This is a genomic window from Campylobacter sp. BCW_6460, assembly GCF_001762705.1.
Lineage (GTDB): Bacteria > Campylobacterota > Campylobacteria > Campylobacterales > Campylobacteraceae > Campylobacter_D > Campylobacter_D jejuni.
The window spans coordinates 1-22,720 of the sequence record NZ_MJXI01000031.1 but is presented as its reverse complement, the minus strand read 5'-3'; the positions used below and the strand labels follow the sequence as shown (position 1 = coordinate 22,720).

The 22,720-nt window shown below is 28.2% G+C and carries 24 protein-coding genes and 2 pseudogenes; 15 read left to right on the top strand and 11 right to left on the bottom strand.

The genetic code is table 11. From position 1 onward, the window contains the following. Positions 1–102 precede the first annotated feature (102 nt). Positions 103–738 carry a carbonic anhydrase gene (locus AJ881_RS05290; protein ID WP_002851887.1) on the top strand — a complete coding sequence of 212 codons (636 nt, stop codon included), beginning with the start codon at positions 103–105 and terminating at the stop codon, positions 736–738. After that, entirely contained in the window at positions 735–2,618 is a 1,884-nt protein-coding gene (locus tag AJ881_RS05285; protein WP_070282890.1) for a mechanosensitive ion channel family protein, read from the top strand. Before AJ881_RS05290 ends, AJ881_RS05285 begins: the two co-directional genes overlap by 4 nt. A 22-nt stretch (positions 2,619–2,640) precedes the next feature. Here AJ881_RS05285 and AJ881_RS05280 read toward each other — a convergent pair whose 3' ends face one another. The 4 genes from AJ881_RS05280 to AJ881_RS05265 form a co-directional block, all read right to left on the bottom strand. After that, positions 2,641–3,612 (bottom strand): iron-sulfur cluster assembly scaffold protein NifU, encoded by a 972-nt coding sequence (locus AJ881_RS05280; protein WP_002861028.1) that lies wholly within the window; start codon positions 3,610–3,612, stop codon positions 2,641–2,643. A 9-nt stretch (positions 3,613–3,621) separates the two neighbouring features. Continuing rightward, positions 3,622–4,803 carry a NifS family cysteine desulfurase gene (locus tag AJ881_RS05275; RefSeq protein WP_002870653.1) on the bottom strand — a complete coding sequence of 394 codons (1,182 nt, stop codon included), beginning with the start codon at positions 4,801–4,803 and terminating at the stop codon, positions 3,622–3,624. 177 nt (positions 4,804–4,980) lie between these two features. Beyond that, positions 4,981–5,382, bottom strand: a complete 402-nt coding sequence (locus tag AJ881_RS05270; protein WP_002870652.1) for a hemerythrin domain-containing protein — start codon at positions 5,380–5,382, stop codon at positions 4,981–4,983. Between the two features lie 138 nt (positions 5,383–5,520). After that, entirely contained in the window at positions 5,521–6,687 is a 1,167-nt protein-coding gene (locus AJ881_RS05265) for a hypothetical protein (protein WP_002870651.1), read from the bottom strand. Between the two features lie 156 nt (positions 6,688–6,843). On the opposite strand from AJ881_RS05265, the gene rpmI reads away from it, so the two are divergent. Both rpmI and rplT read left to right on the top strand, forming a co-directional pair. Next, positions 6,844–7,035: a 50S ribosomal protein L35 gene (gene rpmI, locus AJ881_RS05260; protein ID WP_002777995.1), complete on the top strand. Its 192-nt coding sequence runs from the start codon at positions 6,844–6,846 to the stop codon at positions 7,033–7,035. A 93-nt stretch (positions 7,036–7,128) separates the two neighbouring features. Next, positions 7,129–7,482: a 50S ribosomal protein L20 gene (gene rplT, locus AJ881_RS05255; RefSeq protein WP_002861032.1), complete on the top strand. Its 354-nt coding sequence runs from the start codon at positions 7,129–7,131 to the stop codon at positions 7,480–7,482. 52 nt (positions 7,483–7,534) lie between these two features. Here rplT and AJ881_RS05250 read toward each other — a convergent pair whose 3' ends face one another. Continuing rightward, positions 7,535–8,608, bottom strand: coding sequence for a methyl-accepting chemotaxis protein (locus AJ881_RS05250; RefSeq protein WP_148123005.1), 1,074 nt, complete (start codon positions 8,606–8,608; stop codon positions 7,535–7,537). A 48-nt stretch (positions 8,609–8,656) separates the two neighbouring features. After that, the gene (locus AJ881_RS05245) at positions 8,657–9,511 is read right to left on the bottom strand and encodes an FIST N-terminal domain-containing protein (protein WP_261660217.1); all 855 of its coding nucleotides are present in this window, start codon (positions 9,509–9,511) and stop codon (positions 8,657–8,659) included. A 172-nt stretch (positions 9,512–9,683) separates the two neighbouring features. Here AJ881_RS05245 and cheP point away from each other — a divergent pair, with 172 nt between their 5' ends. Both cheP and cheQ read left to right on the top strand, forming a co-directional pair. Further along, on the top strand, positions 9,684–10,541 hold the full coding sequence (gene cheP / locus AJ881_RS05240; protein ID WP_070252099.1) for a cheVAW transcriptional regulator CheP: 858 nt from the start codon (positions 9,684–9,686) through the stop codon (positions 10,539–10,541). A 27-nt stretch (positions 10,542–10,568) separates the two neighbouring features. Next, complete coding sequence (cheQ, locus tag AJ881_RS05235; RefSeq protein ID WP_002854628.1) at positions 10,569–11,048, top strand: cheVAW transcriptional regulator CheQ; 480 nt, start codon at positions 10,569–10,571, stop codon at positions 11,046–11,048. A gap of 61 nt (positions 11,049–11,109) precedes the next feature. Here cheQ and AJ881_RS05230 read toward each other — a convergent pair whose 3' ends face one another. Continuing rightward, positions 11,110–11,265 carry a highly acidic protein gene (locus tag AJ881_RS05230; RefSeq protein WP_002851965.1) on the bottom strand — a complete coding sequence of 52 codons (156 nt, stop codon included), beginning with the start codon at positions 11,263–11,265 and terminating at the stop codon, positions 11,110–11,112. 92 nt (positions 11,266–11,357) lie between these two features. Between AJ881_RS05230 and moaC the strand changes: the two genes are divergently transcribed. From moaC to AJ881_RS05215, 3 genes are read left to right on the top strand one after another with little or no spacing between them, the layout of a single operon-like run. Beyond that, the gene (gene moaC / locus AJ881_RS05225) at positions 11,358–11,831 is read left to right on the top strand and encodes a cyclic pyranopterin monophosphate synthase MoaC (protein ID WP_002861037.1); all 474 of its coding nucleotides are present in this window, start codon (positions 11,358–11,360) and stop codon (positions 11,829–11,831) included. Further along, positions 11,809–12,072, top strand: a complete 264-nt coding sequence (locus AJ881_RS05220) for a DUF493 domain-containing protein (protein WP_002861038.1) — start codon at positions 11,809–11,811, stop codon at positions 12,070–12,072. The genes moaC and AJ881_RS05220 overlap by 23 nt, the downstream gene beginning before the upstream one ends. Beyond that, positions 12,062–13,222 (top strand): hypothetical protein, encoded by a 1,161-nt coding sequence (locus tag AJ881_RS05215; protein WP_083259459.1) that lies wholly within the window; start codon positions 12,062–12,064, stop codon positions 13,220–13,222. The genes AJ881_RS05220 and AJ881_RS05215 overlap by 11 nt, the downstream gene beginning before the upstream one ends. 19 nt (positions 13,223–13,241) lie before the next feature. Here AJ881_RS05215 and AJ881_RS05210 read toward each other — a convergent pair whose 3' ends face one another. After that, on the bottom strand, positions 13,242–14,000 hold the full coding sequence (locus AJ881_RS05210) for an exodeoxyribonuclease III (RefSeq protein ID WP_002869154.1): 759 nt from the start codon (positions 13,998–14,000) through the stop codon (positions 13,242–13,244). A gap of 117 nt (positions 14,001–14,117) precedes the next feature. On the opposite strand from AJ881_RS05210, the gene eptC reads away from it, so the two are divergent. From eptC to AJ881_RS09330, 6 genes and pseudogenes are all read left to right on the top strand, one after another. After that, positions 14,118–15,653 carry a lipid A/FlgG phosphoethanolamine transferase EptC gene (eptC, locus tag AJ881_RS05205; protein ID WP_070282884.1) on the top strand — a complete coding sequence of 512 codons (1,536 nt, stop codon included), beginning with the start codon at positions 14,118–14,120 and terminating at the stop codon, positions 15,651–15,653. Next, entirely contained in the window at positions 15,650–16,006 is a 357-nt protein-coding gene (locus tag AJ881_RS05200) for a diacylglycerol kinase (protein WP_002870643.1), read from the top strand. The genes eptC and AJ881_RS05200 overlap by 4 nt, the downstream gene beginning before the upstream one ends. After that, a complete protein-coding gene (locus AJ881_RS05195) occupies positions 16,003–16,248 on the top strand; it encodes a replication/maintenance protein RepL (protein WP_002870642.1) in 246 nt (81 codons plus the stop codon). The genes AJ881_RS05200 and AJ881_RS05195 overlap by 4 nt, the downstream gene beginning before the upstream one ends. Beyond that, complete coding sequence (gene pyrC, locus AJ881_RS05190) at positions 16,238–17,233, top strand: dihydroorotase (protein WP_070282883.1); 996 nt, start codon at positions 16,238–16,240, stop codon at positions 17,231–17,233. Before AJ881_RS05195 ends, pyrC begins: the two co-directional genes overlap by 11 nt. Before the next feature lie 9 nt (positions 17,234–17,242). Further along, positions 17,243–20,395 carry a type ISP restriction/modification enzyme gene (locus AJ881_RS05185; protein WP_070282881.1) on the top strand — a complete coding sequence of 1,051 codons (3,153 nt, stop codon included), beginning with the start codon at positions 17,243–17,245 and terminating at the stop codon, positions 20,393–20,395. Between the two features lie 164 nt (positions 20,396–20,559). Beyond that, a pseudogene (locus AJ881_RS09330) lies at positions 20,560–20,753 on the top strand (dihydroorotase); the annotation flags it as partial. Between the two features lie 30 nt (positions 20,754–20,783). Here the strand turns inward: AJ881_RS09330 and AJ881_RS05180 are convergent. The 3 genes and pseudogenes from AJ881_RS05180 to AJ881_RS05170 all read right to left on the bottom strand — a co-directional run. Next, positions 20,784–20,998: pseudogene (locus tag AJ881_RS05180) on the bottom strand (hypothetical protein). A gap of 55 nt (positions 20,999–21,053) precedes the next feature. After that, positions 21,054–21,773, bottom strand: coding sequence for a class I SAM-dependent methyltransferase (locus AJ881_RS05175; RefSeq protein ID WP_070282879.1), 720 nt, complete (start codon positions 21,771–21,773; stop codon positions 21,054–21,056). A gap of 81 nt (positions 21,774–21,854) precedes the next feature. Next, a partial coding sequence (locus tag AJ881_RS05170; RefSeq protein ID WP_261660185.1) for a methyl-accepting chemotaxis protein occupies positions 21,855–22,720 on the bottom strand: 866 nt, incomplete at its 5' end.

Below are 22,720 nucleotides of genomic sequence, written 5' to 3'. Positions count from 1 at the left end.
TAGACTAAATAAAAAGTTAATTTATATAATATCTTAATGCTTAAATGAAATCTTTGCTGAAATTTTGCTATAATTTCAAGATTTTAGTTTTAGGTTGGTTTTATGGAAAATCTTATTAGCGGTGCGATTAAGTTTATGCAAGAAGACTTTAAGGAGCATGAAGAACTTTTTGAAAGTCTAAAAAATAAGCAAAATCCCCATACTCTTTTTATAGGTTGTTCTGATTCTAGAGTAATTCCAAATTTGATCACTAATACGGGTCCAGGTGAGCTTTTTGTAATACGAAATATTGCAAATATAGTTCCACCTTATCGCGTTGGAGAAGATTACTTGGCGACAACTTCAGCAATAGAGTATGCTTTAAATTCATTGCATATTAAAAATATCGTCGTTTGTGGCCATAGTAATTGTGGAGGTTGCAATGCTCTTTATTATTCTGATGAAGAGTTAAATAAAATTCCTAACGTGAAAAAATGGCTTACTATGTTAGATCCGATAAAAAAAGATGTGATGATTTTTGCAAGAGACGATTTGGCTATGCGTTCATGGCTTACAGAAAAATTAAATTTAGTAAATTCTTTGCAAAATATACTTACTTATCCAGGCGTGCAAGAAGCTTTAGATGAAGGAAAAATAGAAGTACATGCTTGGTATTATATTATAGAGACAGGTGAAATTTATGAGTATGATTTTAAAGCAAAAATTTTTACTTTAATACAAGATAGGAAAGTTCAATGAAGAAAATTATTTTTAGTTTATGTTTTTTTATTTTATACCTTGGAGCACAAGAATTTAAATTTATTGATGCGAATATTAGTAAAGAAGATGAAGGAATTTATGCTTTAGTTGAAAAATATGTTGATCTTAACAATCAAATTAAAGAATTTAAGAAAAACAATGATGAAAATTCAAGCACTTTTAATGGTATTTTAAGTGAATTTGAAAAAGACAAAAAGACTATTTTAGCAAAAATACCCGATATGATAGTAGGACAAAAGATTAATGAAGAGGCAGTGGCTAGATTTTTAAAAGCAAAAGAAAAATTACTAGATGTTCAAAAAAAGAATATTAATAAGCCTTACATTTATACAGATGTCACTCTTAATCTAGTTTATTTTAACATTGTGGAAAGTTTTTATTCTTCTTTGTTTGAAGTGGAAAAACTTTTTAAAAATACAGCAAGTAGTGAAGATTTAATTGCTACTGTTGATAAGGCAATGGAAAATTTACAAAATTCTTCTAGTGTAAATTTAGATAGTTTTAAAAGCAAAATTACAAATCCAGAAGAATTGGAAAAAATTACCCTAAAAGAAAGATATATTGCTAACGCTCTAGATTCTTATTCTGAAATTCTTAAGTATTTACGATCAAATGCAGATTTGCTTGAAAGTAATTATATTTTTTCACTACTTGAGCTTCAAGTTTGGATAGATCGTATAAATGAGGCAATTGGGGTAAGTTTTGTTAATATCGGAAAAATAGTAATTTCTGCTTTGGTTTTAGTATTTTTTATATCTTTAAGACGTTTTTTTGCAAATATAGTATATTTTTTCCTTGTTCGGCTTTTTTATAGAAATAAAAATGATGTAGATGATATTAAAGTTATTTTTATTGAGAATATTAAAAAACCAGTGAGTTTTTTTCTGATTGTTTATGCTATTTCGATTTGTCTTACTATAGCAACTTATCCTGCGCCTTTAAGCATTAATTTGAGTAATTTTTTCCACATAATTTATGCGGTTTTGATTGCATGGCTTATTTTAAAAATGCTTGATGGTTATGGAATGGTGCTAGTTTCTAAGCTTGCTCAAAAAAGTGGAAAAAAAGAAGTTGTAAATTTAATTATTAAAATTTTATATTTTGTTATTATTATCATAGCTTTATTATATATCCTTGCTCAGCTTGGTTTTAATATTTCAGCTATTATTGCATCTTTGGGAATTGGTGGTTTAGCTGTTGCTTTAGCAGCGAAAGATATAATTGCAAATTTCTTTGCTTCTATACTCTTACTTTTTGATAATAGTTTTAATCAAGGAGATTGGGTAGAGGTTTCAGGTATAGAAGGAACAGTAGTTGAAATAGGACTTAGAAAAACTACTATTAGAACTTTTGATAATTGTCTCGTATTTTTACCAAATTCAACTATTATGGGGGCTAATATCAAAAATTGGAGTAAAAGACGCATGGGTCGCCATGTTAGAATGTATTTGGGTGTTGGTTATGATGCTACTCCTGAAAAATTAGATCAATGTGTAAAAGATTTGAAAGAATTTTTGGATACAAGTGATTTGGTAGCTCACGATGAGGATAGTGCATTAAAATATGGTGATCATACGACAAAATATCGTCAAAATCTTGTATCTATTAACGATTTAGAAGGCTATAAAAATGCTTGTTATGTGGCTTTAAGCGAATTTGCAGATAGTAGTATTAATATAGAGCTTTATTTTTATACCAAAAAAATAGGCGCAAAAGATTTTAGGGAAGCTAGACAAAGCTTAATGCTTGAGTTTATGCGTATAATCGAAAAAAATGGTTTAACTTTTGCTTTCCCAAGTCGCAGTATTTATATAGAAAATTTACCACCTCTTGATTTGCAAGCAAAAGCTATAAAATAGCAAGATTTTATCTTGCTATTTTTTAAACCGGCATAACGCGTATATTTGGACTTAATTCTTCTTGTAAAATCGTTTCAATAGCATAAAGTGTCGCACCACTTCCACTAGAACAACCACTACAAGCACCAAGATAACGAATATAAACGTCAATTGCTGCACCTTCAGCCTTTTGTATATCAATCACTTCCAAATCTCCACCATCATTATGAAGCATAGGGCGAATTTCAGCATCTAAAACACTTTCAACTGCTTTTAATTGTCCTACTACGGTCATTTCATCAAAAGCCACATCACTTTTCATTGTATTTTTGAGTTTTTCTCTATCCATCTCGGCTCTGGTTTCAGCTAAAATATCTACAAGGTAATAATCTCTTTTTTCATGTCCGCCTGGTTTGATACAGGACTTGCAAAAAGCACCTGCTTTAGTATATTGTGTGATTTCTTCTACACTATGCAAATCATTAAGTTTAATCACTTCTTTAATGGTTCCAAGACTTACTCTAGCGCACTCACAAACTATAATTTGATCTTCAAAATCTTCAGGACTTATACCTTTATAATGAGCTGCTGCTTGTTTGATTACATCATAAGCCATAACCGAACAGTGCATTTTTTGAGGTGGAACAGCTGGAGTTTCTGGATTATCACGCATAGCAAATTCCACATCTAAATTTGTGATTTTTACTGCTTCATCTACAGTTTTTCCTATGCAAAGATCTACCATAGTATCACTACTTGCTATAGCTGTACCACAACCAAAACTTTTAAATTTTGCATCGATAATTTTATCAGTTTTTTCATCTACAAGCCAAAAAAGTCTTACTGCATCGCCGCAACTTTCTGCGCCAAAATCAGCTACGATCAATTTTGCATTGCGTGCTTTAGCATCTTCTTCGCTAAATTCTCCCATATGTTGAGGATTATTCATTCTATCTTGAACTTTTTGTGAATACTCATCCCAAATGGATCCACCAATTAAACTATTTTTTCCCATTTTTCATCCTTATTTGTAATTATTTGGATTATAAGCATAAGTACAAGAAATTGCTCTTAATCTCTGTGTTGCATTTTTAATTTGTTTTGCTGCATAATCAATTTCTTCTTCAGTGTTAAAACGTGACAAAGAAAGTCTTAAAGCTGTATGCGCTAAATCATGCTCCGCACCGATAGCTTCCATAATAGGATTGCTTTCTAAAGCTTCACTTGCACAGGCTGAGCCCGTACTTGCAGCTATACCATTTTTATTTAAATCCCAAAGCATTGCTTCGCCTTCAACACCTTTAATACTTGCTAAGATTGTATTAGGCACACGGTGTTCCCTTTTTCCAACCACTGTTGTATCAGGCAAGGCTAAAATTTGATCTTCTAGTTTATCTCTTAAACGGCGTATATGAGAATCTTCAAAATCAAGCATAGTATTTGCAATACGCAAAGCCTCGCCCATAGCCACTATATAAGGCACATTTAAAGTTCCACTTCTACGACCACCCATGTGTTCTCCACCGTGTAAAAGTGGAGTAAGTTTAAGTCCTTTTTTTATAAAAAGTCCACCCACACCCTTTGGTCCATGAAATTTATGAGCCGAAAATGAAGCAAAATCAACTCCTACTTGAGTTAAATTAACCTTTATTTTACCTACTGCTTGAGTAGCATCTGTATGAAAAAGAGCGCCAAATTCATGTGCAAGTTCCGCCATCGCTTTAATATCAAAAATCATACCTGTTTCATTATTTGCCCACATAACACTTACAAGTGCTGTTTTATCGCTAATCACTTTACGTAAATCTTCTACAGTAGAAACCCCTTCTTCATTTACAGGGAGTTCTATGACTTTTACTCCAAGACTTTTTAAAAAATAAGCAGCAGCAGTAACAGCAGGGTGTTCTACGCTAGAAATAATCACTTCGTTGCGTTCCTTATCTAAAATATGATCAAAATACACACCCTTAAGCACCCAGTTAATGCTTTCTGTTGCACAGGATGTTACAACTATATCATCTAAGTCATTTGCTCCAAGCCCTGCATAAAGTTTGTCCAAAGCTTCTCTTAAAGCAGGATGTGTTGTGCTTCCATATTGATGAAGGCTATTTGGATTTCCATACATATCCTTTAAAAAAGGTAGCATCAACTCATAAGCATTAGGATCAAGCATCGTCGTTGCATTGTTATCTAAATATACTTTCACTTTAAAATCCTTAATTTATCCTTAACTTTAATTAGGATATTTTTTATCTTTATTCGAAAACGGATAATAACAAAAATTTATAAAAATTAGGTTAAAAATTATAACAAAAATAAAATGTTAAAGTAAAATTTTAAAGTGAAATATTTTGTGAATTTTATATAGTAAAAATGAGAAATACTATTTCTTAAATTTTTCTTCGTAATACTTTACTATTTTTGAATCTTCTTTGACTGTATGATTAAAGATAAAATCTTGAACAACGAGATCTAGCTTTTCAATCATTATATTTACAAATTTAGCTTCACTGATGATAATTTCTTCAATTTCTAAGATAATTTTTCTGTGAATTCTTGTATGATGGTTGATATAAGGATATTCTATTTCTCTCATAAAGGCTTCTTCATCTGAAAAATGTCTATTGATCATTATCAACAACTCTCTTAAGACAATTTTTAATTCTTTTGTTTCAACATGACGTTGGCTCATTAAAGAGAGTTTTTTAGAAATTTCAAAAAGTTCTTTATGCTGATGATCTAAAAGATCATTATTCATTGAAATAATTTTTTCATTATAAATCATGGTTTTGAGTGCTTTTATATTTATATTTTTTCGGGAGCGAATTATAATGTTATTATGCTTAAAATTTTATTAATTACTCATATAAAAATTATTATTATTGAAATATTTATAATTTGTATATTTTTTATAAAAATTATTTTAAATCATCACAGACATATAAGAGTTTAGAATTTTATTTATATTTGCTTGTTTTTGGCGACGATCTAGAAAATTTTCTATAGAGCTAGAACGTAGTTGATTTACTTCTTCTAATCTTTGCGTGTCTTGACCTTGGTTTTGATATTGTTTTTTAATAGTATCAAAATCATTGCGATTTTGATCGATATAAATTTGAAATATTGAGCTTGAATTTGCAAATTCTCTTAAATCCATATCTTTTTGGTAGTTAATATATTGTTGAAAAAATACAGATAGTTTGTCTTGAGTACTTGTTTTTTTATCTATACCATTAACATAAAGATAAAGATCAAAACTCATCTTTTTTTCATTTTCTTTTTTGATGTAATCTTCTATATCCATCTCGCCTTTAAGAATTTTTTGTAAATTTTGATGAGAGCTCAGTTCTAGAGTGATAGGTTTCATAAAAAAATTAAATTCTTTTTCATTTTGGGTTTTTATATCATGGTATATAAAATTCATTAAAAGACCAGATTTTGATACTTCTGCGTTTTTAGTTAAATAAGGTTTTAAAATTTCATTAGAAGAAGTATTCTCTATGGCTTTATTAAAATGAAAATTAGTTATTTTGTTATCTAACATTAAGGTATTTAAATTTGTAATATTGCTTAATGCTAAATCAATTTCTTCTTGATTGTTATAAATTCTTGAAATTTGGCCCAAAAATTCTCCATTATCTGTTGAAAAACCTGATGATAGTTTTGAAATAAAATCGCGACTTAAATAAGCATTATCATCTTGTAAAAATTCTGAATTTATAGATTTTAATGAACTATAATAGCTATTTAAAAGATAAGGTAGATCAATTTTATTATAATTTAAAATTTCATCTTGTTTCGCGAGTTCTTTTGCTATGCTTCTAACGCTTTTAATATTGATATCATAAGATTCTGGTATATTCGCAATTTTATTTAAATCTTTATCAAAAAAACCTTCTTTATTGATTCTAAATCCAAATTCACTAGCATAAGTGGTATTATTAAAAATATAACTTAATTGTTCTAAGCTATTTTCATTTCCTTCTTGTTCTAAAGCTTTGCTATCTTTAATCAAATTTAAAGCAGAGCTATTCTGTAAAGGATTAGATAAGGTTAAATTTTGATACGGATTTGCCGAATTTATAGTCATTTTAAATCTTTCCAAAATATTGCTGATTTTTTTATAAGCAAAAGGTGTGCCAAGTTTTTTAAAAATTAAATTCAGTCAAAAATTAGAAAAAATTTGATAGTATTTAGCTTTTCTTTTAATTTGAAAAATAAAAATTTATCTAAATAAGGAAAGCGTATGCCAAAGATGAAAAGCGTTAAAAGCGCAGTTAAACGCTTCAAAGTAGGTAAAAATAAAATCAAAAGAGGCTCAGCTTTTAGAAGTCATATTTTGACTAAAAAACCTGCAAAAAGAATGCGTGATCTTCGCACAGCTAAATATGTGCATAGCACAAATGTAAAAGCTGTTGAAAAAATGCTAGGAATTTAAGTTTTTGACTAAAAGTCATTCAAACTCCCCTCTGAGATAAAATTTCAAGGGCAAGCTCCAAATTTGGACGCCACTTTATGAAAGGAAATAAAAATGGCAAGAGTAAAAACAGGTGTTGTTAGACGCCGCAGACATAAAAAAGTTTTAAAATTAGCGCGTGGTTTTTATAGTGGACGCCGCAAACATTTTAGAAAAGCAAAAGAACAATTAGAAAGAAGTCTAGTCTATGCTTATCGTGATAGACGCCGCAAAAAAAGAGACTTCCGTCGTCTTTGGATTGTGCGTATCAATGCTGCTTGTAGGCTTAATGATTTAAGTTATTCAAGATTTATCAATGGTCTTAAAAAAGCAGGCATTGAACTTGATAGAAAAATTCTAGCAGATTTAGCTATGAATGATTCTGCTGCTTTTGCAAAAATTGCAGAGGCTGTAAAAAAAGCACTTTAATTTTTTTAGTGTAAGAATTTCAAGATTTTTGATTTCTTGAAATTCTTAATTTTTAGTATTGATTTAATTTAGCTAGAACATCTTCATAACATTTGAGTTGATTTACATTTTTTTCAAAATCTTTGCCGACATTGCTTCTTTGTTTTAATTTATCTGAAATTTCTTTACCTGAATTTATAAGATTTGAAATGATTTTGGAAAATTCATTGGATTTATCCCTTATAAAATTCATTTCTTGAGTACTAGAATTGGAACTTTTTGCAATGGATTGTATGGTCTGAATAACTAATTTAATGGCTCCTTCCATTTCACCTAGACCCATTTGGGTATTTTCTGAAAGTTTTCTAACTTCATCAGCTACAACTGCAAATCCACGACCAAGTTTTCCAGCTCTAGCAGCTTCTATACCTGCATTTAAAGATAAAAGGCTAGTTTGTTCAGCAATCCCTGAAATAAGATCTAAAATACTATTTAATTGATCTATATTTTTCAAAGAAGATTGCACTTCTTTTTCTAAATTCATTTTTTCTTCACTTTGGTAAAGGTTGTATTCTAGGTAGTTAGTGAAATTGGTAAAACTTTCACTAATGGTTGTAAGACTTCTTCTTATATTTTCAAGTTCTTCAAAAATTTCTTTAAATATACTTGTATTTTTATCAATTTCTGATGTATTTTGTTTGAGTTGATTTAAAATTATTTTATTAATCTCATTTGTCATTTCTAGTTTTTGAGCTCTTATATTAAGATAATAGTATTTAAAATCGCTGTATTTTTGTATGAAAGTTTTTAAATATCTAGGTTTGAAATCATTAAAATTTTCAACTTCATAAAAAAATATTGCCACTAAACTTTTTGCAATTCCCACTCCATAAATTTCCCCAAAACTAGAAAAACCAACTATAGGAAAATCATTAAAATGGATTTGATTTAAATGTTCTTTGTTGTGAAGTCTTCTTAAGATACAATCATTAAAAATTGCTCCTAGTGGTTTTGGTTTATTAAAAGAAAATTTTTCGTAATCTTTTTTTATGGCTTCAATAAAATTTGTTTTTTTAAGCAAGCTTAATTCTTGAGCGCTTTCTATATCACAATAACTAAATAATGTTTTATCTGGGTTGATTTCCATAGGGGAAATAAGATAGTCTTCTCCAATTTTTAAAGCAAAAGTATATTCTTACATTTTATTTTTAAGTTCTTCAAAAGTACAGTTAAAATAATTGCATAAAGCTTCAACCGCGTTGATGGATTGAAAGGTTTTTTTATCAATAAACTCGCGTACAGTTTTATCATATAAGCTTGCATCAAGTATGGTAAAGGTAATGTTGCTTTGAGGATTGAAATTTTGAGACTTCATTAAATCAAAACGATATTTAGATTTAAATTGGACATGTATGCTTAAAGCTTGATTTTTTAATATTTCTCCATTATAAAATATAAATGTTCCGCTAAAGTCCATATTTCCACTAGATCCACCTCCTACTAAAGCACAAGGATAGGGGTTGTGTTTGTATAAAAGTTCTAAAAGAGAACTTTCGCTTTGACTTAAACCATCATAAATTAAATAATGCAAAGTATTTGTGCAGTGTGCTTCAAAAGGTATATTTATAGATAAAACTTCTTTTTCTATCAGTTTTTTTCTTTCTGTATAATCTTTTATATTGCTAAAAAGCTTGATTTTATTTGTGCAGAGATTTTCTATCATATCTTCGCTAAAAAGCATCAAACTTATTCCTTGGATATTTTGTTTATAAGGGCTGTTTTCAATGTTTGAGTTAGAATCAAGATTGCACAATAAATCAGTAGCACTGCTTAAGATGATATCACATTGTTCATTTATAGAATTTTGAATCTTATTTCCTATGATTGCTAGGTTAAGTTGATACGACGCAAAGCCTATGATTAATTTTGGCTTGATATTTATTTTTTTTAATTTTTCTTCAAGTTCATTTTCTTGAAGAAATAGAGCTTCTAAAACTTTTTTACTCTCTTCTTTTTGCGCTGAGCTTTTATTTTTAAAATTAAAAAACATTGATTAAACTCCGTTAAAATTATTTTAATTTGTTAGTTAATTAAAAATAATATAAAATTTTAGTATTTATAATTTTTATTATATCTTAAAGTAACAAAAAATGTAATAAGTAAATTAAAATTTAGATATAATCATAAATTATAATAATACTAACTTCAAGGATAAATCAAATATGATTGGAGATATGAATGAGCTTTTATTAAAAAGCGTTGAAGTATTGCCACCTTTACCCGATACTGTAAGTAAGTTAAGAAAATATGTGAGCGAGGCTAATTCAAATATAGAAACCATGAAAGTTGCTGAAATCATTTCAAGTGATCCGTTGATGACGGCTAAGCTTTTGCAATTAGCAAATTCTCCTTATTATGGTTTTACAAGGGAAATTACAACCATAAATCAAGTGATTACTTTATTAGGCATTGGTAATATTATCAATATAGTTACGGCTGATTCCATTAGAGATAGTTTTAAAATAGATGTTTCACCTTATGGTTTGGATACACAAAATTTTTTAAAAACTTGCAACGAAGAAGCAACTTTTATCACAAATTGGCTTAATGATGAAGATAAAAAACTTTCTCATCTTTTAGTGCCTTGTGCAATGCTTTTAAGGCTTGGAATTGTTATTTTTTCTAATTTTCTCATACAAAATCATAAGGATAAGGATTTTTTGGCTTTTTTAAATAAAAATGAAAATCTTGCTTTAGCGGAGAATGAATTTTTAGGCGTAGATCATATTTCTTTTTTGGGATTTTTATTACATCGTTGGAATTTTGATGATGTTTTGATTGAAAGCATATGTTTTGTTCGCACTCCTCATGCTGCTCGTGAAGAAGTGAAAAAATCCGCTTATGCTTTAGCAATAACAGATCATCTTTTTGCTCCGCATGATGGTTCTTCTCCATTTAACGTAAAAGCTGCAGTTGCTTTACTTGAAGAGGCAAAAACTCAAGGAATTAATTTTGATTTAAACAATCTTTTATCTAAGCTTCCTAGCAAAGCTAAGGAAAATTTAAACAAAGAAGATTAAAGAGCCTTTTTAAGGCTCTAAATTGTAGTGATGAAAAGTTTAATCTTGCCACCTAATGAATTTTTAGATCACTATATTTTAAACGCTGAATTTCATCGTTTTGCTGGAATTTCAAAAAATGCTTATAAATTTTGGAAAAATGTAGAAATAGGTAGATATCAAGGAACAAGAATTATATTTTTGCATAGAAATTGCATTTTAGAAAAACATCAGCAAGCTTTAAGGCAATGTAGTGGTTTAAATGGTTTTGTATTGGCAAGTGCTTTTTGTTCTTTTACTGGATTAGCCCCTTCTCATTTAGTGGAAAAAAATAATTCTTCTATTTATAAACTTTTAGAGCTTAAGGAGATTTGCGGGATTAAATTTGTTAATCTAAAAAAATTTTATGATTTTTTAGGGTTAAATTATCATCAGCATATTTATATAGAAAAATGCCATTTTTTTAGCCCAGCTCCTTTTGAAAAGCGTATTAAAATCACTGAGAGTATGTGCGTTGGGTATTATTAAGATATGAATTACAAGCCCTGTGAAGACATTGCTTGTAATTTAAAGATGAAAATTTTGTATTTTAATCCATCTCATAAAAATCATCATCATTGTTATCATCATCGTATTCATAATCATCATCATCGTAATTATAATTTTTATGGTGATTTTGTGGATATTCTTCATCTTCGTTTTCATAATCATCATAATTTAAATCTTCTTCATCTTCATAAGCCATTGTTTTCTCCTTAAATAAAAATACAAAGTTTATTTTATCTTAAATTTGTTTGGTTTTGCTATAATTTTTATAATTTTTTAAAAGGTGAATTTATGAAATTAAGTCATTTAGATGAAAAAAATCATCCTAAAATGGTAGATGTAAGCGATAAAAATATTACTTCAAGAATAGCCACAGCCAGTGGTATGATATATATGAGTCAAGAAGCTTTTGATGTAATTAAAAACAATACCGCAAAAAAAGGTCCTGTTCTTCAAACAGCTATTGTTGCGGCTATAATGGGGGCTAAAAAAACAAGTGAAATTATTCCTATGTGCCATCCTTTGATGCTTTCTAAAGTCGAAACTGATATTGTGGAATTTGTTAAAGAATGTGCATTTAAGCTTATTGTAACAGTTAAGTGTGAAGGTAAAACAGGGGTTGAAATGGAAGCTTTAAGTGGGGTTAGTATAGGACTTTTAACTATATATGATATGATCAAGGCTGTAGATAAATCAATGAGGATTATGGATATAGTGCTTGAAAGCAAAGAAGGAGGCAAAAGTGGTAAATTTGTGCGATCTTAAAAAAGAACCTCAAATCAATTATCCTACTTTTTGGGATTATAAGGTGATTTTTGAGGTGCATGTTAAGCCAAGTGAAATTTTTCAAGAAATTTTAGGTCAAAGAGAATATAAATTTGAGCATTCGAATTCAAGTGCGAGTGGAAAATATACAAGTTATTTATTAAATGTTTATGTTGATAGCAAAAAAGATCGTTTGGATATATTTGATAAATTAAAAGCTAAAGCAAAATTTGTACTTTAAGAAAGAAGGAAAAATGAAAAATACTTTAATTATTTTTGAAAATTCTTTATCAAATCTCGGTAAATATGAAGCAAGTGATTTACTTGAAGACTTAAGTTTTAATCTTGCATATAAGCAAATTTCACATAATCCTCATGAAACAAAAAAAGTTTTAAATTCTCTTTTGATTGAATTTTTAACTATTTTAAAAAAACTTGATTTTTGTGACGATGAAAATGTTTCAAAGGTTATTAAGGCTCTGGTAAAAGCAAGTGTTGCAGATGCTCAAAATTCGCTTTATGAGTATATTAGTGAAGCTGAATTACTAAACAAACAGATTGAAAATCAAAAGAATTTGATTAAAAATCAAATCAGCGATAATTTTTTTGAATTCGAGAGTATTTTACAAGAATGTTCTTTTTGTAATGAATTTAGCGGTGGTTTAAATGATGCTATTTTATTTGATATAGAAATGCTTGGAATTTTAAAAGAAACTGCTGAAAGTGCTTTTTTAACCACATTAGAAAAGGCTGAAGATATAGAACTTACAAGTAGCGAAATAGCTAAAAATCTCGTATATAATGCTATTTGTGAAGCTCATTTTGAAAAAGAAAGAATTTTAAAAATTTCAAGTATTATTTTAAATACCGCTTTTGAAATAGCTAATGAATCTATGGCTTATGCAAAAGATCTTTGTTTAGGTGTGATTAAAGGCATAAGAGATGGTATTGTTTTAGCAATGGAAAAATTTAAAGCTTCATTAACTTATGCAAATTTTGAAGAAGATGTTAGTTTAAAAAGCAAAGAACTAATAGGTATAGAAGATGATTTTATTGCTCTTTTAAAAAAAGAGATTCAACTGCAAAATGATCCTTGTAAGAGTATAGTTGAGAATTTGCTAGAACATGAACTTGATAATCTTTTTGCTAAATTTAGACGTCTTGCAGGTGAAAGCAGAGAGCAACTAATACTAGTTTTAAATGATATTAAGAGAAATCCAAAGATTAATGATTTTAATAAACTTACTCAAAGAAAATTAAATCGTTTTAAACAAGAAATTTTTGAATTAGAAAAAATTGCTAGTGAAAAATACAAAGATTTAAATTCCAAAAAAGCTAAAAAGCTCGGTGTAAGACTTTGGGAAAAAGCAAAAAAATTTGTTAAAAAATAATATCCCATTTTTTGGGATATTAAATATCTATTTCTATGCCTACAGGTGCGTGATCAGAGCCAAAAATATCATCTCTTATGAAAGCGTTTTTAAGTTTATCTTTTAAACCTTTTGAAATGAAAAAATAATCGATCCTCCAACCCACATTTCTTTCTCTTGCTTTCATTCTATAGCTCCACCACGAGTATTTTTCTTTGATTTCACCATTAATTTCTCTAAAAGTATCTATAAAACCAAGTTTTAGTAAATCATCAATCCAAGCTCTTTCTATAGGTAAAAAACCTGAAGTGTTGGCATTGGCTTTTGGATGGGTAAGATCGATTTCTTTATGAGCGGTATTAACATCGCCACAAATAATAATTTCAAATCCATCCTTTAAAAGCTTATCTAAATACACTAAAAAATCTGCATAAAATTTCATCTTAAAATTTAAACGCTCTTCATCTTTTTGACCATTTGGAAAATAGATATTAAAAAGTGCGATATTTTTAAAACGGTGTTCTAAAACCCTGCCTTCTTCATCATCAAAAAATTCACATTTTTTTACTTCGCTATCAAAATTACAAAGACTCATTACCCCAGAATATCCCGCTCTTTTGGCAGAATTAAAATACATGTGCTTAAAAGGATATTCATAAATTTTTTTAGGAAATTTATCTTCATGTGCTTTGATTTCTTGAAAACCTATAAAATCAATTTTTTCTTGTGCTATCCAATCAAGTGCATTTTTATCACAAATAGCTCTTAAGCCATTGACATTCCATGAAAGTAGTTTCATTATTTTCCTTAAAATTGTCATTAAAAGTGTAAATCATAACATAAAAAGATTTAAAACTACAATCCATTTAAAAAAATTCAATAAAATTAAAACCTTAAATTTGAAGGTGGGATTTATATGCTTAGATTAACTTGGTTTTGGTTTACTTTCTTAAATTCTTTAATGATTGCAATATTAAATTTTAATTTATTTGAGTTTGTGTATGAAAAAAACAATCAAAATTGGTTTATAACTTTTGTTTTTATTGTGGCCTATTTTGCCCTTGTTCACGTGGTTTGCTCTTTACTTTTTATAAAGTTTTTTACTAAATTTTTTTCTATACTGTTTATAATATCATCTTTTTTAAGTGTTTATTTCATTAGTTTTTATGGAGTGCTTATAGACTCTGATATGATACAAAATGTTGTTCAAACAGATATCAAAGAAGTAAAAGATTTGTTAAATTTAAAATTAATTTTATTTATTGTTTTGGCTTTGTTGTTGGCTTTTTATGTTGTTAAAGTAAAAATTGATTATGGCAGTTTTAAATCCCATATGAAAATTAAAATTATCAATATAATATCAGGTTTGATTGTGGTTAGTGTAGTTTTAATCCCTTTAAGCAAAACTTTCTTGCCTTTTTTTAGAAACTATAATGAAATAAGAATGTATAATACACCTTTTTATCAATTTTATGCCGTATATCGCTATTATGTTCGTTTTGTAAAAGCTAAACCAGAATTTAAAACTATAGCTAATGATGCTTATAGAGAAAACAATCACACTAAAAAACTTTTAGTTTTGGTAGTGGGTGAAACTGCTAGAGCGGCAAATTATTCTTTGGGTGGATATACTAAAAATGATACCAATTTTTATACCAAAAAAGATAATGTAGTCTTTTTTGATAATTTTTCATCATGTGGAACAGCAACAGCGGTAAGTTTACCTTGTATGTTTTCTATATCCAAGCGTAGAGATTATTCGAGTTCAGAATTTCAAGAAAATGCCATGGATATACTTTATAAAACAGGTGTAGATGCTGCATGGTTTGATAATAATTCTGGTGGTTGTAAAGGGGTTTGTGATAGATTAGCTTATAAGCAAAAACTTTCTAGTGATTTGGATGAAAATTTACTCACTCCTTTTAAAGAAAAATTAAATCATTTAAGTGATCAAAATATAATAGTTCTTCATTTGCAAGGTTCTCACGGGCCAACTTATTATAAACGCTATCCAAATGAATTTAAAAAATTTACTCCAACTTGTGATACTAATGAACTTTCAAAATGTGATAACAAGGCTTTAATCAACACTTATGACAATACTTTACTTTACACAGACTATCTTTTAAGTGAGATTATAAAACTATTAAAAGAGCAAAAAGATTATGAAAGTTCTTTATTTTATCTTTCAGATCATGGTGAAAGTTTGGGTGAAAACGGTATTTATCTTCATGGTATGCCTTATGCTATAGCGCCAAGTTATCAAACTCATATTCCTGCTATTTTTTGGAGCAATGATGAAAAATTAATGAATTTAGCTAAAGAGCATAAAGGTTTAAAACTTTCTCAAGATAATCTTTTTAGTACTCTTTTAGGATATTTTGATGTAAAAACAAGTGTTTATGAACCAGAATATGATTTATTAAATCCTAAACTTAAGGCAAATCCATGAAGCCTAAATATCATTTTTTAAATAACGCAAGATATGCTTTAGAAGGGATTTTTGCTTTATTTAAAAATGAAATGGCGTTTAGAATTGAACTTTGCATTATTATCCCTGCGATAGTTTTTAGTTTTTTCTTAAAAGTTAGTTTTTTGGAGCATTTGTTATTGGTAAGTGTCTTAATGCTTATCTTAATTATAGAAGCTTTAAATTCGGCTATTGAAGCTTGCGTTGATTTAGTTACTAATGAATGGCATGAAAAGGCAAAAATCGCTAAAGATTGTGCGAGTGCGGCAGTGTTTTTTAGTGTGCTTTTAGCTCTTTTTGTTTGGGGCTTTATTTTATATAGCATTTACTTATGAAATTTGAAAATTTAATACGAGAAATTTTAGGAAAAAAACGTTTTGAATTGTTAAAATTTTTATGTGAAAATGCTGATGAAAATGGTTTTATTATGATTAAAATCAGTGAGCTTGAAGAAAAATTACATCAAAGCAAACCCACTATCATCGCTACTTTTAAGTTTTTAGAAGAAAAAAAGCTTTTTAAGCGCCTTAAGAATGGATTTTATCAGCTAAATATAGGAGGTAAAAATGATACTTAAAAATCCTTTAGATATGCATTTGCATTTAAGAGATAATCAAATGTTAGAACTTATCGCACCTTTGAGTGCAAGAGATTTTTGTGCAGCTGTGATTATGCCAAATTTAATCCCTCCACTTTGTAATTTAGAAGATCTAAAAGCTTATAAAATGCGTATCATTAAGGCTTGTAAAGATAAAAATTTCACTCCTTTAATGACACTTTTTTTTAAAAATTATGATGAGAAATTTCTTCAAAGCGCCAAAGATGAAATTTTTGGCATTAAGCTTTATCCAGCAGGAATTACAACAAATTCAAATGGCGGAGTTTCAAATTTCGGTATAGAGTATTTAAAACCTACTTTAGAGGCTATGAGTGATTTAAATATTCCTTTGCTAGTGCATGGTGAAACAAATGATTTTGTAATGGATAGAGAAGCAAATTTTGCTAAAATCTATGAAAAATTAGCAAAAAACTTTCCAAAATTAAAAATTGTAATGGAGCATATTACCACTAAGGTTTTGTGTGATTTGCTAAAAGATTATGAAAATTTATACGCAACTATTACTTTGCATCATTTGATGATAACGCTTGATGATGTAGTAGGAGGTAAGATGGATCCACATTTATTTTGCAAGCCTATTGCAAAACGCTATGAAGATAAAGACGCTTTATGTGAGCTTGCTTTTAGTGGCTATGAAAAGGCTATGTTTGGAAGTGATAGCGCGCCTCATCCATTGCACGCTAAAGAATGTTGCGGTTGTGCGGCTGGAGTTTTTAGTGCTCCAGTGATTTTACCTGTTTTAGCTGAATTATTTAAGCAAAATAGCTCCGAAGAAAATTTGCAAAAATTTTTAAGCGATAACGCTTGTAAAATTTATGATTTGAAATTTAAAGAAGATAAAATTTTAACTTTAGAAGAAAAAAAATGGCAAGTAGCGCAACAATACGGCGATGTAGTGCCATTTATGGCAGGGAAAACTTTAAATTTCAAAGTCGCAAATTAAAGGAAATTAATGCTAAAAGCTTATCTAGAAAACATAAAAGATATTTCTATCAATGATAAGGAACACACACATAGAACAGCTTTGCAAAATTTATTGCAAGCTATAAAAGACAATCAAGACAAGCAAAATAAAATCTCTATCAAACAAGAACCAAACAATGACAAAGAAGGTAGAGGCGCTCCAGATTTTTTAATTACAAAAGATTTTCTAACACTAGGTTACATAGAAAACAAAAGAGTAAATGCAAATCTTGATAACATCATAACAAGTGATCAAATTTTAAAATACACAAAATTAAGCCCAAATATCATTCTCACAGATTATTTAAGATTTATATTATTAAGTTTAAATGATAAAAATGAAATTATCATTTGTAAAGAAGTAAAAATTTGCTCTCTTGATGAGATTAAAAGCATTGTTAAAAATCAATCTTTACTAGATACTAAAACACAAGAGTTAAACGAACTTTTTAGCATATTTTTTTCTAAAATCCCAAATCCCATAAATTCAGCTTTAGATTTTGCAAATCATCTAAGCCTAAGAACAAGAATTTTAAAAGATGAGCTTTTATTATCAATTGAAAATGAAGCATTGATAAGTTTATTTAATACTTTCAAAGAAACACTTTATAAAGAATTATCCTATGAAGAATTTTGCGATTCTTTTGCACAAACTTTAACTTATAGCTTATTCTTAGCAAAATTAAATAACGATACCGCAAAAGAAATAGATTTAAACAATGCTAAAAAATTCATACCAAAATCATTTCCATTAATCCGTTCTATGAGTGGATTTTTAGATGATAGTTTTGAAAATTTAGAAAATATAAAATGGCTTTTAGAAGAAATCATAAACATTATAAATCACATAGATATTACAAGCATTATAAAAGAATTAAACAAAACAGGCGAGAAAGACTTATTTAATCGTCCTACTATTTTATCTACTCACAAAGATCCTTATTTGCACTTTTATGAAACATTTTTAGCAAGCTATGATCCAAAGCTTAGAGAAGTAAGGGGAGTGTATTATACTCCTGCACCTGTAGTAATTTTCATCATCAATGCTGTTGATGAAGTTTTAAAACAAGATTTCAATCACAAAAAAGGATTAAGTGAAGCTTTAGATAAAAATATAACCTTGCTTGATTTTGCCACAGGCACTGGCACCTTTTTACTTGAAGCTTTTAGAAAAGCCTTAGAGCCTATAAACAAAAATAGCGTTAATTACAATCCAAAAGCTTTGATAGGCAAATTTTGCGGTTTTGAATTTTTAATAGCACCTTATACTATAGCGCACTTAAAACTTTCTCAAAGCTTCAAAGAAGAATTTAACTCTCCATTAAACGATGATGAAAGTTTTAAAATAGCACTAACAAATACTTTATATTCTAAAAGCATATCCAAAGAACAAAATGATCAAAACACGCTTTTTACTCTCATTGATCTAACAAAAGAATTTAAAAAAGCCCAAAAGATAAAAGAAGAACAAATTCTAATCATCACAGGCAATCCACCATATAGTGGAGCAAGTAGTAACAAAGGCTTATACGAAGATGAGATTAAAATAAGCTATGGTTTAGAACCAAGCAAAGCAAATCTTAGCAAAGAGCAAAAAGAATATATAAATTTATATTTTCAAGAAAAAACAAAGCAAAACACAAGCACTTTTAAAGCCATATACGAAAAACACAAACTAGAAAATGAAAAAAATCCAAAATGGCTTTTAGATGATTATGTAAAATTCATACGCTTTGCCCAAAGCAAAATAGACTTTCAAGAAAGTGGAATTTTTGCTTTTATTTCAAATAATAGCTTTTTAGATAATCCTACCTTTAGAGGTATGAGATATTCTCTAATGCAAAGCTTTGATAAAATTTATATACTTAATTTACACGGCGATACTAGAAAAAAAGAAAAAGCTCCTGATGGAAGCAAAGATGATAATGTCTTTGATATCATGCAAGGAGTAAGTATAAATATCTTTATAAAACAAAATTCAAAAGCTAAAAATACAAAAATTTATTATCATGATTTATACGGCAAAAGAAAAGATAAATACGAATTTTTATATGAAAATAACTTAAATTCTATAAAATGGACTTTAGTTAAAAACAACGAGCCTTTTTATCTTTTCTTGCCACAAAATAATGACTTGTTAGAAGAATACAACAAAGGCATAAGCGTAAAAGATATTTTTATGTTATCAAGCGTAGGGATTGTTAGTGCTAAAGATTCTATATTAATATCAACCAATACTGAAAAATTAAAACAGCAAATTCATGATTATTATAATGAATTTGATAAGAAAAATATAAAAGAAATAGCATACAGACCTTTTGATACACAAAAAATTTATTATGATATAAAAAAAGTGGAAAGACCTAGAATTGAAACAATGGAACATTTTTTAGAAAATGAAAATATAGGATTAATTTGTGACAGAGGAACAAAATTAAATAATATTAATAATATTTTTATTAGTAACAAAATCATAGATTTGCATTTAGTGGGTAGTGGTAGCTATATTTATCCACTTTATCTTTACCCTACAACTAGAAGTAAAAAATTCCTAAAAAAAGAAAATCCAAATTTTAATGAAGAAAATTTCACTTCAAAAATAGAAAATTTCAAAGAAAACTTTAGAGCTTTCATAGATGAGCTTTACAAAGAAAAATTCTCACCTGAAAACATACTAGGCTATATCTATGCTGTGCTTTTTCATAAAAACTATAGAGAAAAATATCTTGACTTTTTAAAAATTGATTTTCCAAAAATTCCTTTTACAAAAGATAAAAATACTTTTAAAAACTTAAGCAAACTAGGTTTAAAACTTATAAATTTACATTTGTTAAAAAATAATGAGTTAGATTTTAATGTAGGTGAAGCCTTGTTTAAAGACATTAAAAATAAAAATTTCAAAATACAAAAAATCAAATATAACAAAGACACAAAAGAACTTTTCATAAACGAAAGTTTGTATTTTAACGAAGTAAGTCTTGAAATTTATGAGTTTAAAATAGGTGGTTATGTTGTGCTAGATAAATACTTAAAAAGCCACAAAGAAGAAGACATAGATCATAAGCATTTTACTTTGATCATACAAACTTTAAATGAGACTTTAAAAATACAAGATGAAATTTCAAAAATCAATCTAGCATAATTTGTTAGATTTTTATATATTTATTAACAGGAATGTTTTTCTATAGTCAAGATATTTATAATTATTTAATTCTGTAGTTCTTGCATATTTAAAAAAATAATCAGATGATTTATAAAATATGCAAAGGATTTTCAAAATTACCTTTATAAATCTGTTTCAGCTAAAATAGCTCTGAAGAAAATTTGCAAAAATTTTTAAGCTATAATGCTTGTAAAATTTATGATTTGAAATTTAAAGAAGATAAAATTTAACTTTAGAAGAAAAAGAATGGCAAGTGCCAAATGTTTATGAAGATAAATACAATCAAGTCGTGCCTTATATGGCCGGAGAAATTTTAAAATTTCAATTAAAACATTGATTTCCACCTTTAAGGTGGAAAATTTAAGCTTTATTTACAAGAGTATCTCTGATATCTATAACAAGATAGATCACAAAGAAGCTTAAAAATAAAGCAATAAAACTGACTATCAGCGACAATAAACCAGCTAGAAATCCAATACTAAACATCATAAAAAGAGAATAAAGCAAAGCTACAACAAAACTTATTGCTGCAATTGCATCAAGAATCAAGCGTCCAAATTTGATGATTAAATTTTTAACCATTAAAAACTCCTTTGAAATAATCGGTGAAATTGTAATAAATATAAGCTTAATGTTTTTATAAGTTATTTATAATTAAAAGTTTTATTTTAGATTCTATAGTTTCAATAATATCATTTTCAACAAAAGAACTTACAGTTTCTTTAGAAGCTGTGATTTTGTTCATGCTTAAATGCCATAGAGCATTTTCTATAGCCTCTTCTTTCGTTCTTTGAACTTTGCGTGTTTCATCAAAAACAATCTTATGAAAAAATATATTTTTTTCTAGCAAATAACTTTCTAAATCTTTTTTATAAAAACCTTTGAATTCGGTATTAAAATATTTAAAAATCGGATCTAAAAAATCACTTTTTCTATAATCAGCCCAACCAAGATAAATTTTTATTTTAGCTAGATTTAAGAAATTTGCATAATCTTTTTCATTTTGCAAAGCAGGGGACATGCTTAAAAATGCAAGATCAAATTTAGCATTAGGATTGTTTTGCATCCAAGTTTCAAAGCTCAAATTTTCGCATTTTATATTGTTAAGATTTAGTTTTTTAGCATCTTCTTGTAAAATTTCAAGCATAGCATTTGCACTATCTAGAGCTAAAATTTCTTTAGCTTCTTTAGCTAAGTGTAAAGTCCAAACTCCAGTTCCACATCCTATATCTATAATGCTTTTATTTTGAAAAGAAATCTTTAAATTTTGGAAATATTCAAAAGTTTGCTTTTGTATCGTGTTTAAAGTGTTTTGATATCTTGTGTAAGTTTTGGCTTTTTTATCCCATAAATTCATATGTTTTCCTTGATAAAATATATAAAATCATAGCATAAATTTTTAAAATTCAAGCCCCTTTTTTTGGGCTTGAATGACTAATTAAAACCTCTTCTTCTTAACATCTTCTAAGATATTATTAGCTATATCACTTACTGTACTAGAAATAATAGCTGATTCATTAGCAATTTCAACATTATCTTTAGTAGTTTGATCAATTTGTGCTACGCTATCATTGATTTGAGTAATACCTGCAGTTTGTTCTTTAATACTTTCTGCCATATCATTGATAGATTGAACAAGTAAATTAGTATTAGCTTCTATTTCAGATAAAGACTTTTGAGTTCTCTCAGCTAGTTTTCTAACTTCATCAGCTACCACTGCAAAGCCTCTACCATGTTCTCCAGCACGAGCTGCTTCAATAGCTGCATTTAAAGCTAGAAGATTGATTTGATCTGCAATATCACCTATGATACCTGTAACATTTTTAATCTCTTCAGATTGAGTGATAACATCACTAGTTTTAACTGAAACATTTTGCATAGAAGAAGTGATCTCTTCTAAAGCTGCTGCAGTTTCTTCTAAAGATTGAGCTTGAGAATTTGAAGAAGTGGTTAAGCTTTGAACAGCAGTTTGTAATTTTCCACTTTCATTAGCTAAAGCATTAGCAAAGTCTGAACTTTGTTTTAGCATTTTAACTATTTCATCACCTAAAGCATTAGTAGTTAATTCAACACTTCCTGAAGCATTAGAGATTTTATTTCTAAAATCTAAGTTTTTATATTCTTCAAATATTTTATGAATAACATTCATATCAGAACCTACTCTAGCTTGTAAAACATCAAGAAGTTTATTTAGAACATTTTTAAGTTCAATAAGTTGTGGGTTTCTTGGATTAGCAGTAATTCTTGCTGTTAGATTACCACCTTCTACAACTGATACGGTTTGAACTGATTCTTTAACGGCTT

What these genes read in the sequence shown, in the direction of transcription:
- AJ881_RS05175 (WP_070282879.1), bottom strand. Translation starts at nt 21,773, where the DNA reads ATGAATTTATGGGATAAAAAAGCCAAAACTTACACAAGATATCAAAAC.
- AJ881_RS05230 (WP_002851965.1), bottom strand. Translation starts at nt 11,265, where the DNA reads ATGGCTTATGAAGATGAAGAAGATTTAAATTATGATGATTATGAAAAC.
- eptC (WP_070282884.1), top strand. Translation starts at nt 14,118, where the DNA reads ATGCTTAGATTAACTTGGTTTTGGTTTACTTTCTTAAATTCTTTAATG.
- AJ881_RS05250 (WP_148123005.1), bottom strand. Translation starts at nt 8,608, where the DNA reads ATGGAAATCAACCCAGATAAAACATTATTTAGTTATTGTGATATAGAA.
- AJ881_RS05195 (WP_002870642.1), top strand. Translation starts at nt 16,003, where the DNA reads ATGAAATTTGAAAATTTAATACGAGAAATTTTAGGAAAAAAACGTTTT.
- cheP (WP_070252099.1), top strand. Translation starts at nt 9,684, where the DNA reads ATGATTGGAGATATGAATGAGCTTTTATTAAAAAGCGTTGAAGTATTG.
- AJ881_RS05285 (WP_070282890.1), top strand. Translation starts at nt 735, where the DNA reads ATGAAGAAAATTATTTTTAGTTTATGTTTTTTTATTTTATACCTTGGA.
- AJ881_RS05290 (WP_002851887.1), top strand. Translation starts at nt 103, where the DNA reads ATGGAAAATCTTATTAGCGGTGCGATTAAGTTTATGCAAGAAGACTTT.
- AJ881_RS05280 (WP_002861028.1), bottom strand. Translation starts at nt 3,612, where the DNA reads ATGGGAAAAAATAGTTTAATTGGTGGATCCATTTGGGATGAGTATTCA.
- AJ881_RS05270 (WP_002870652.1), bottom strand. Translation starts at nt 5,382, where the DNA reads ATGATTTATAATGAAAAAATTATTTCAATGAATAATGATCTTTTAGAT.
- rplT (WP_002861032.1), top strand. Translation starts at nt 7,129, where the DNA reads ATGGCAAGAGTAAAAACAGGTGTTGTTAGACGCCGCAGACATAAAAAA.
- AJ881_RS05265 (WP_002870651.1), bottom strand. Translation starts at nt 6,687, where the DNA reads ATGACTATAAATTCGGCAAATCCGTATCAAAATTTAACCTTATCTAAT.
- AJ881_RS05245 (WP_261660217.1), bottom strand. Translation starts at nt 9,511, where the DNA reads ATGTTTTTTAATTTTAAAAATAAAAGCTCAGCGCAAAAAGAAGAGAGT.
- moaC (WP_002861037.1), top strand. Translation starts at nt 11,358, where the DNA reads ATGAAATTAAGTCATTTAGATGAAAAAAATCATCCTAAAATGGTAGAT.
- AJ881_RS05200 (WP_002870643.1), top strand. Translation starts at nt 15,650, where the DNA reads ATGAAGCCTAAATATCATTTTTTAAATAACGCAAGATATGCTTTAGAA.
- rpmI (WP_002777995.1), top strand. Translation starts at nt 6,844, where the DNA reads ATGCCAAAGATGAAAAGCGTTAAAAGCGCAGTTAAACGCTTCAAAGTA.
- pyrC (WP_070282883.1), top strand. Translation starts at nt 16,238, where the DNA reads ATGATACTTAAAAATCCTTTAGATATGCATTTGCATTTAAGAGATAAT.
- AJ881_RS05185 (WP_070282881.1), top strand. Translation starts at nt 17,243, where the DNA reads ATGCTAAAAGCTTATCTAGAAAACATAAAAGATATTTCTATCAATGAT.
- AJ881_RS05210 (WP_002869154.1), bottom strand. Translation starts at nt 14,000, where the DNA reads ATGAAACTACTTTCATGGAATGTCAATGGCTTAAGAGCTATTTGTGAT.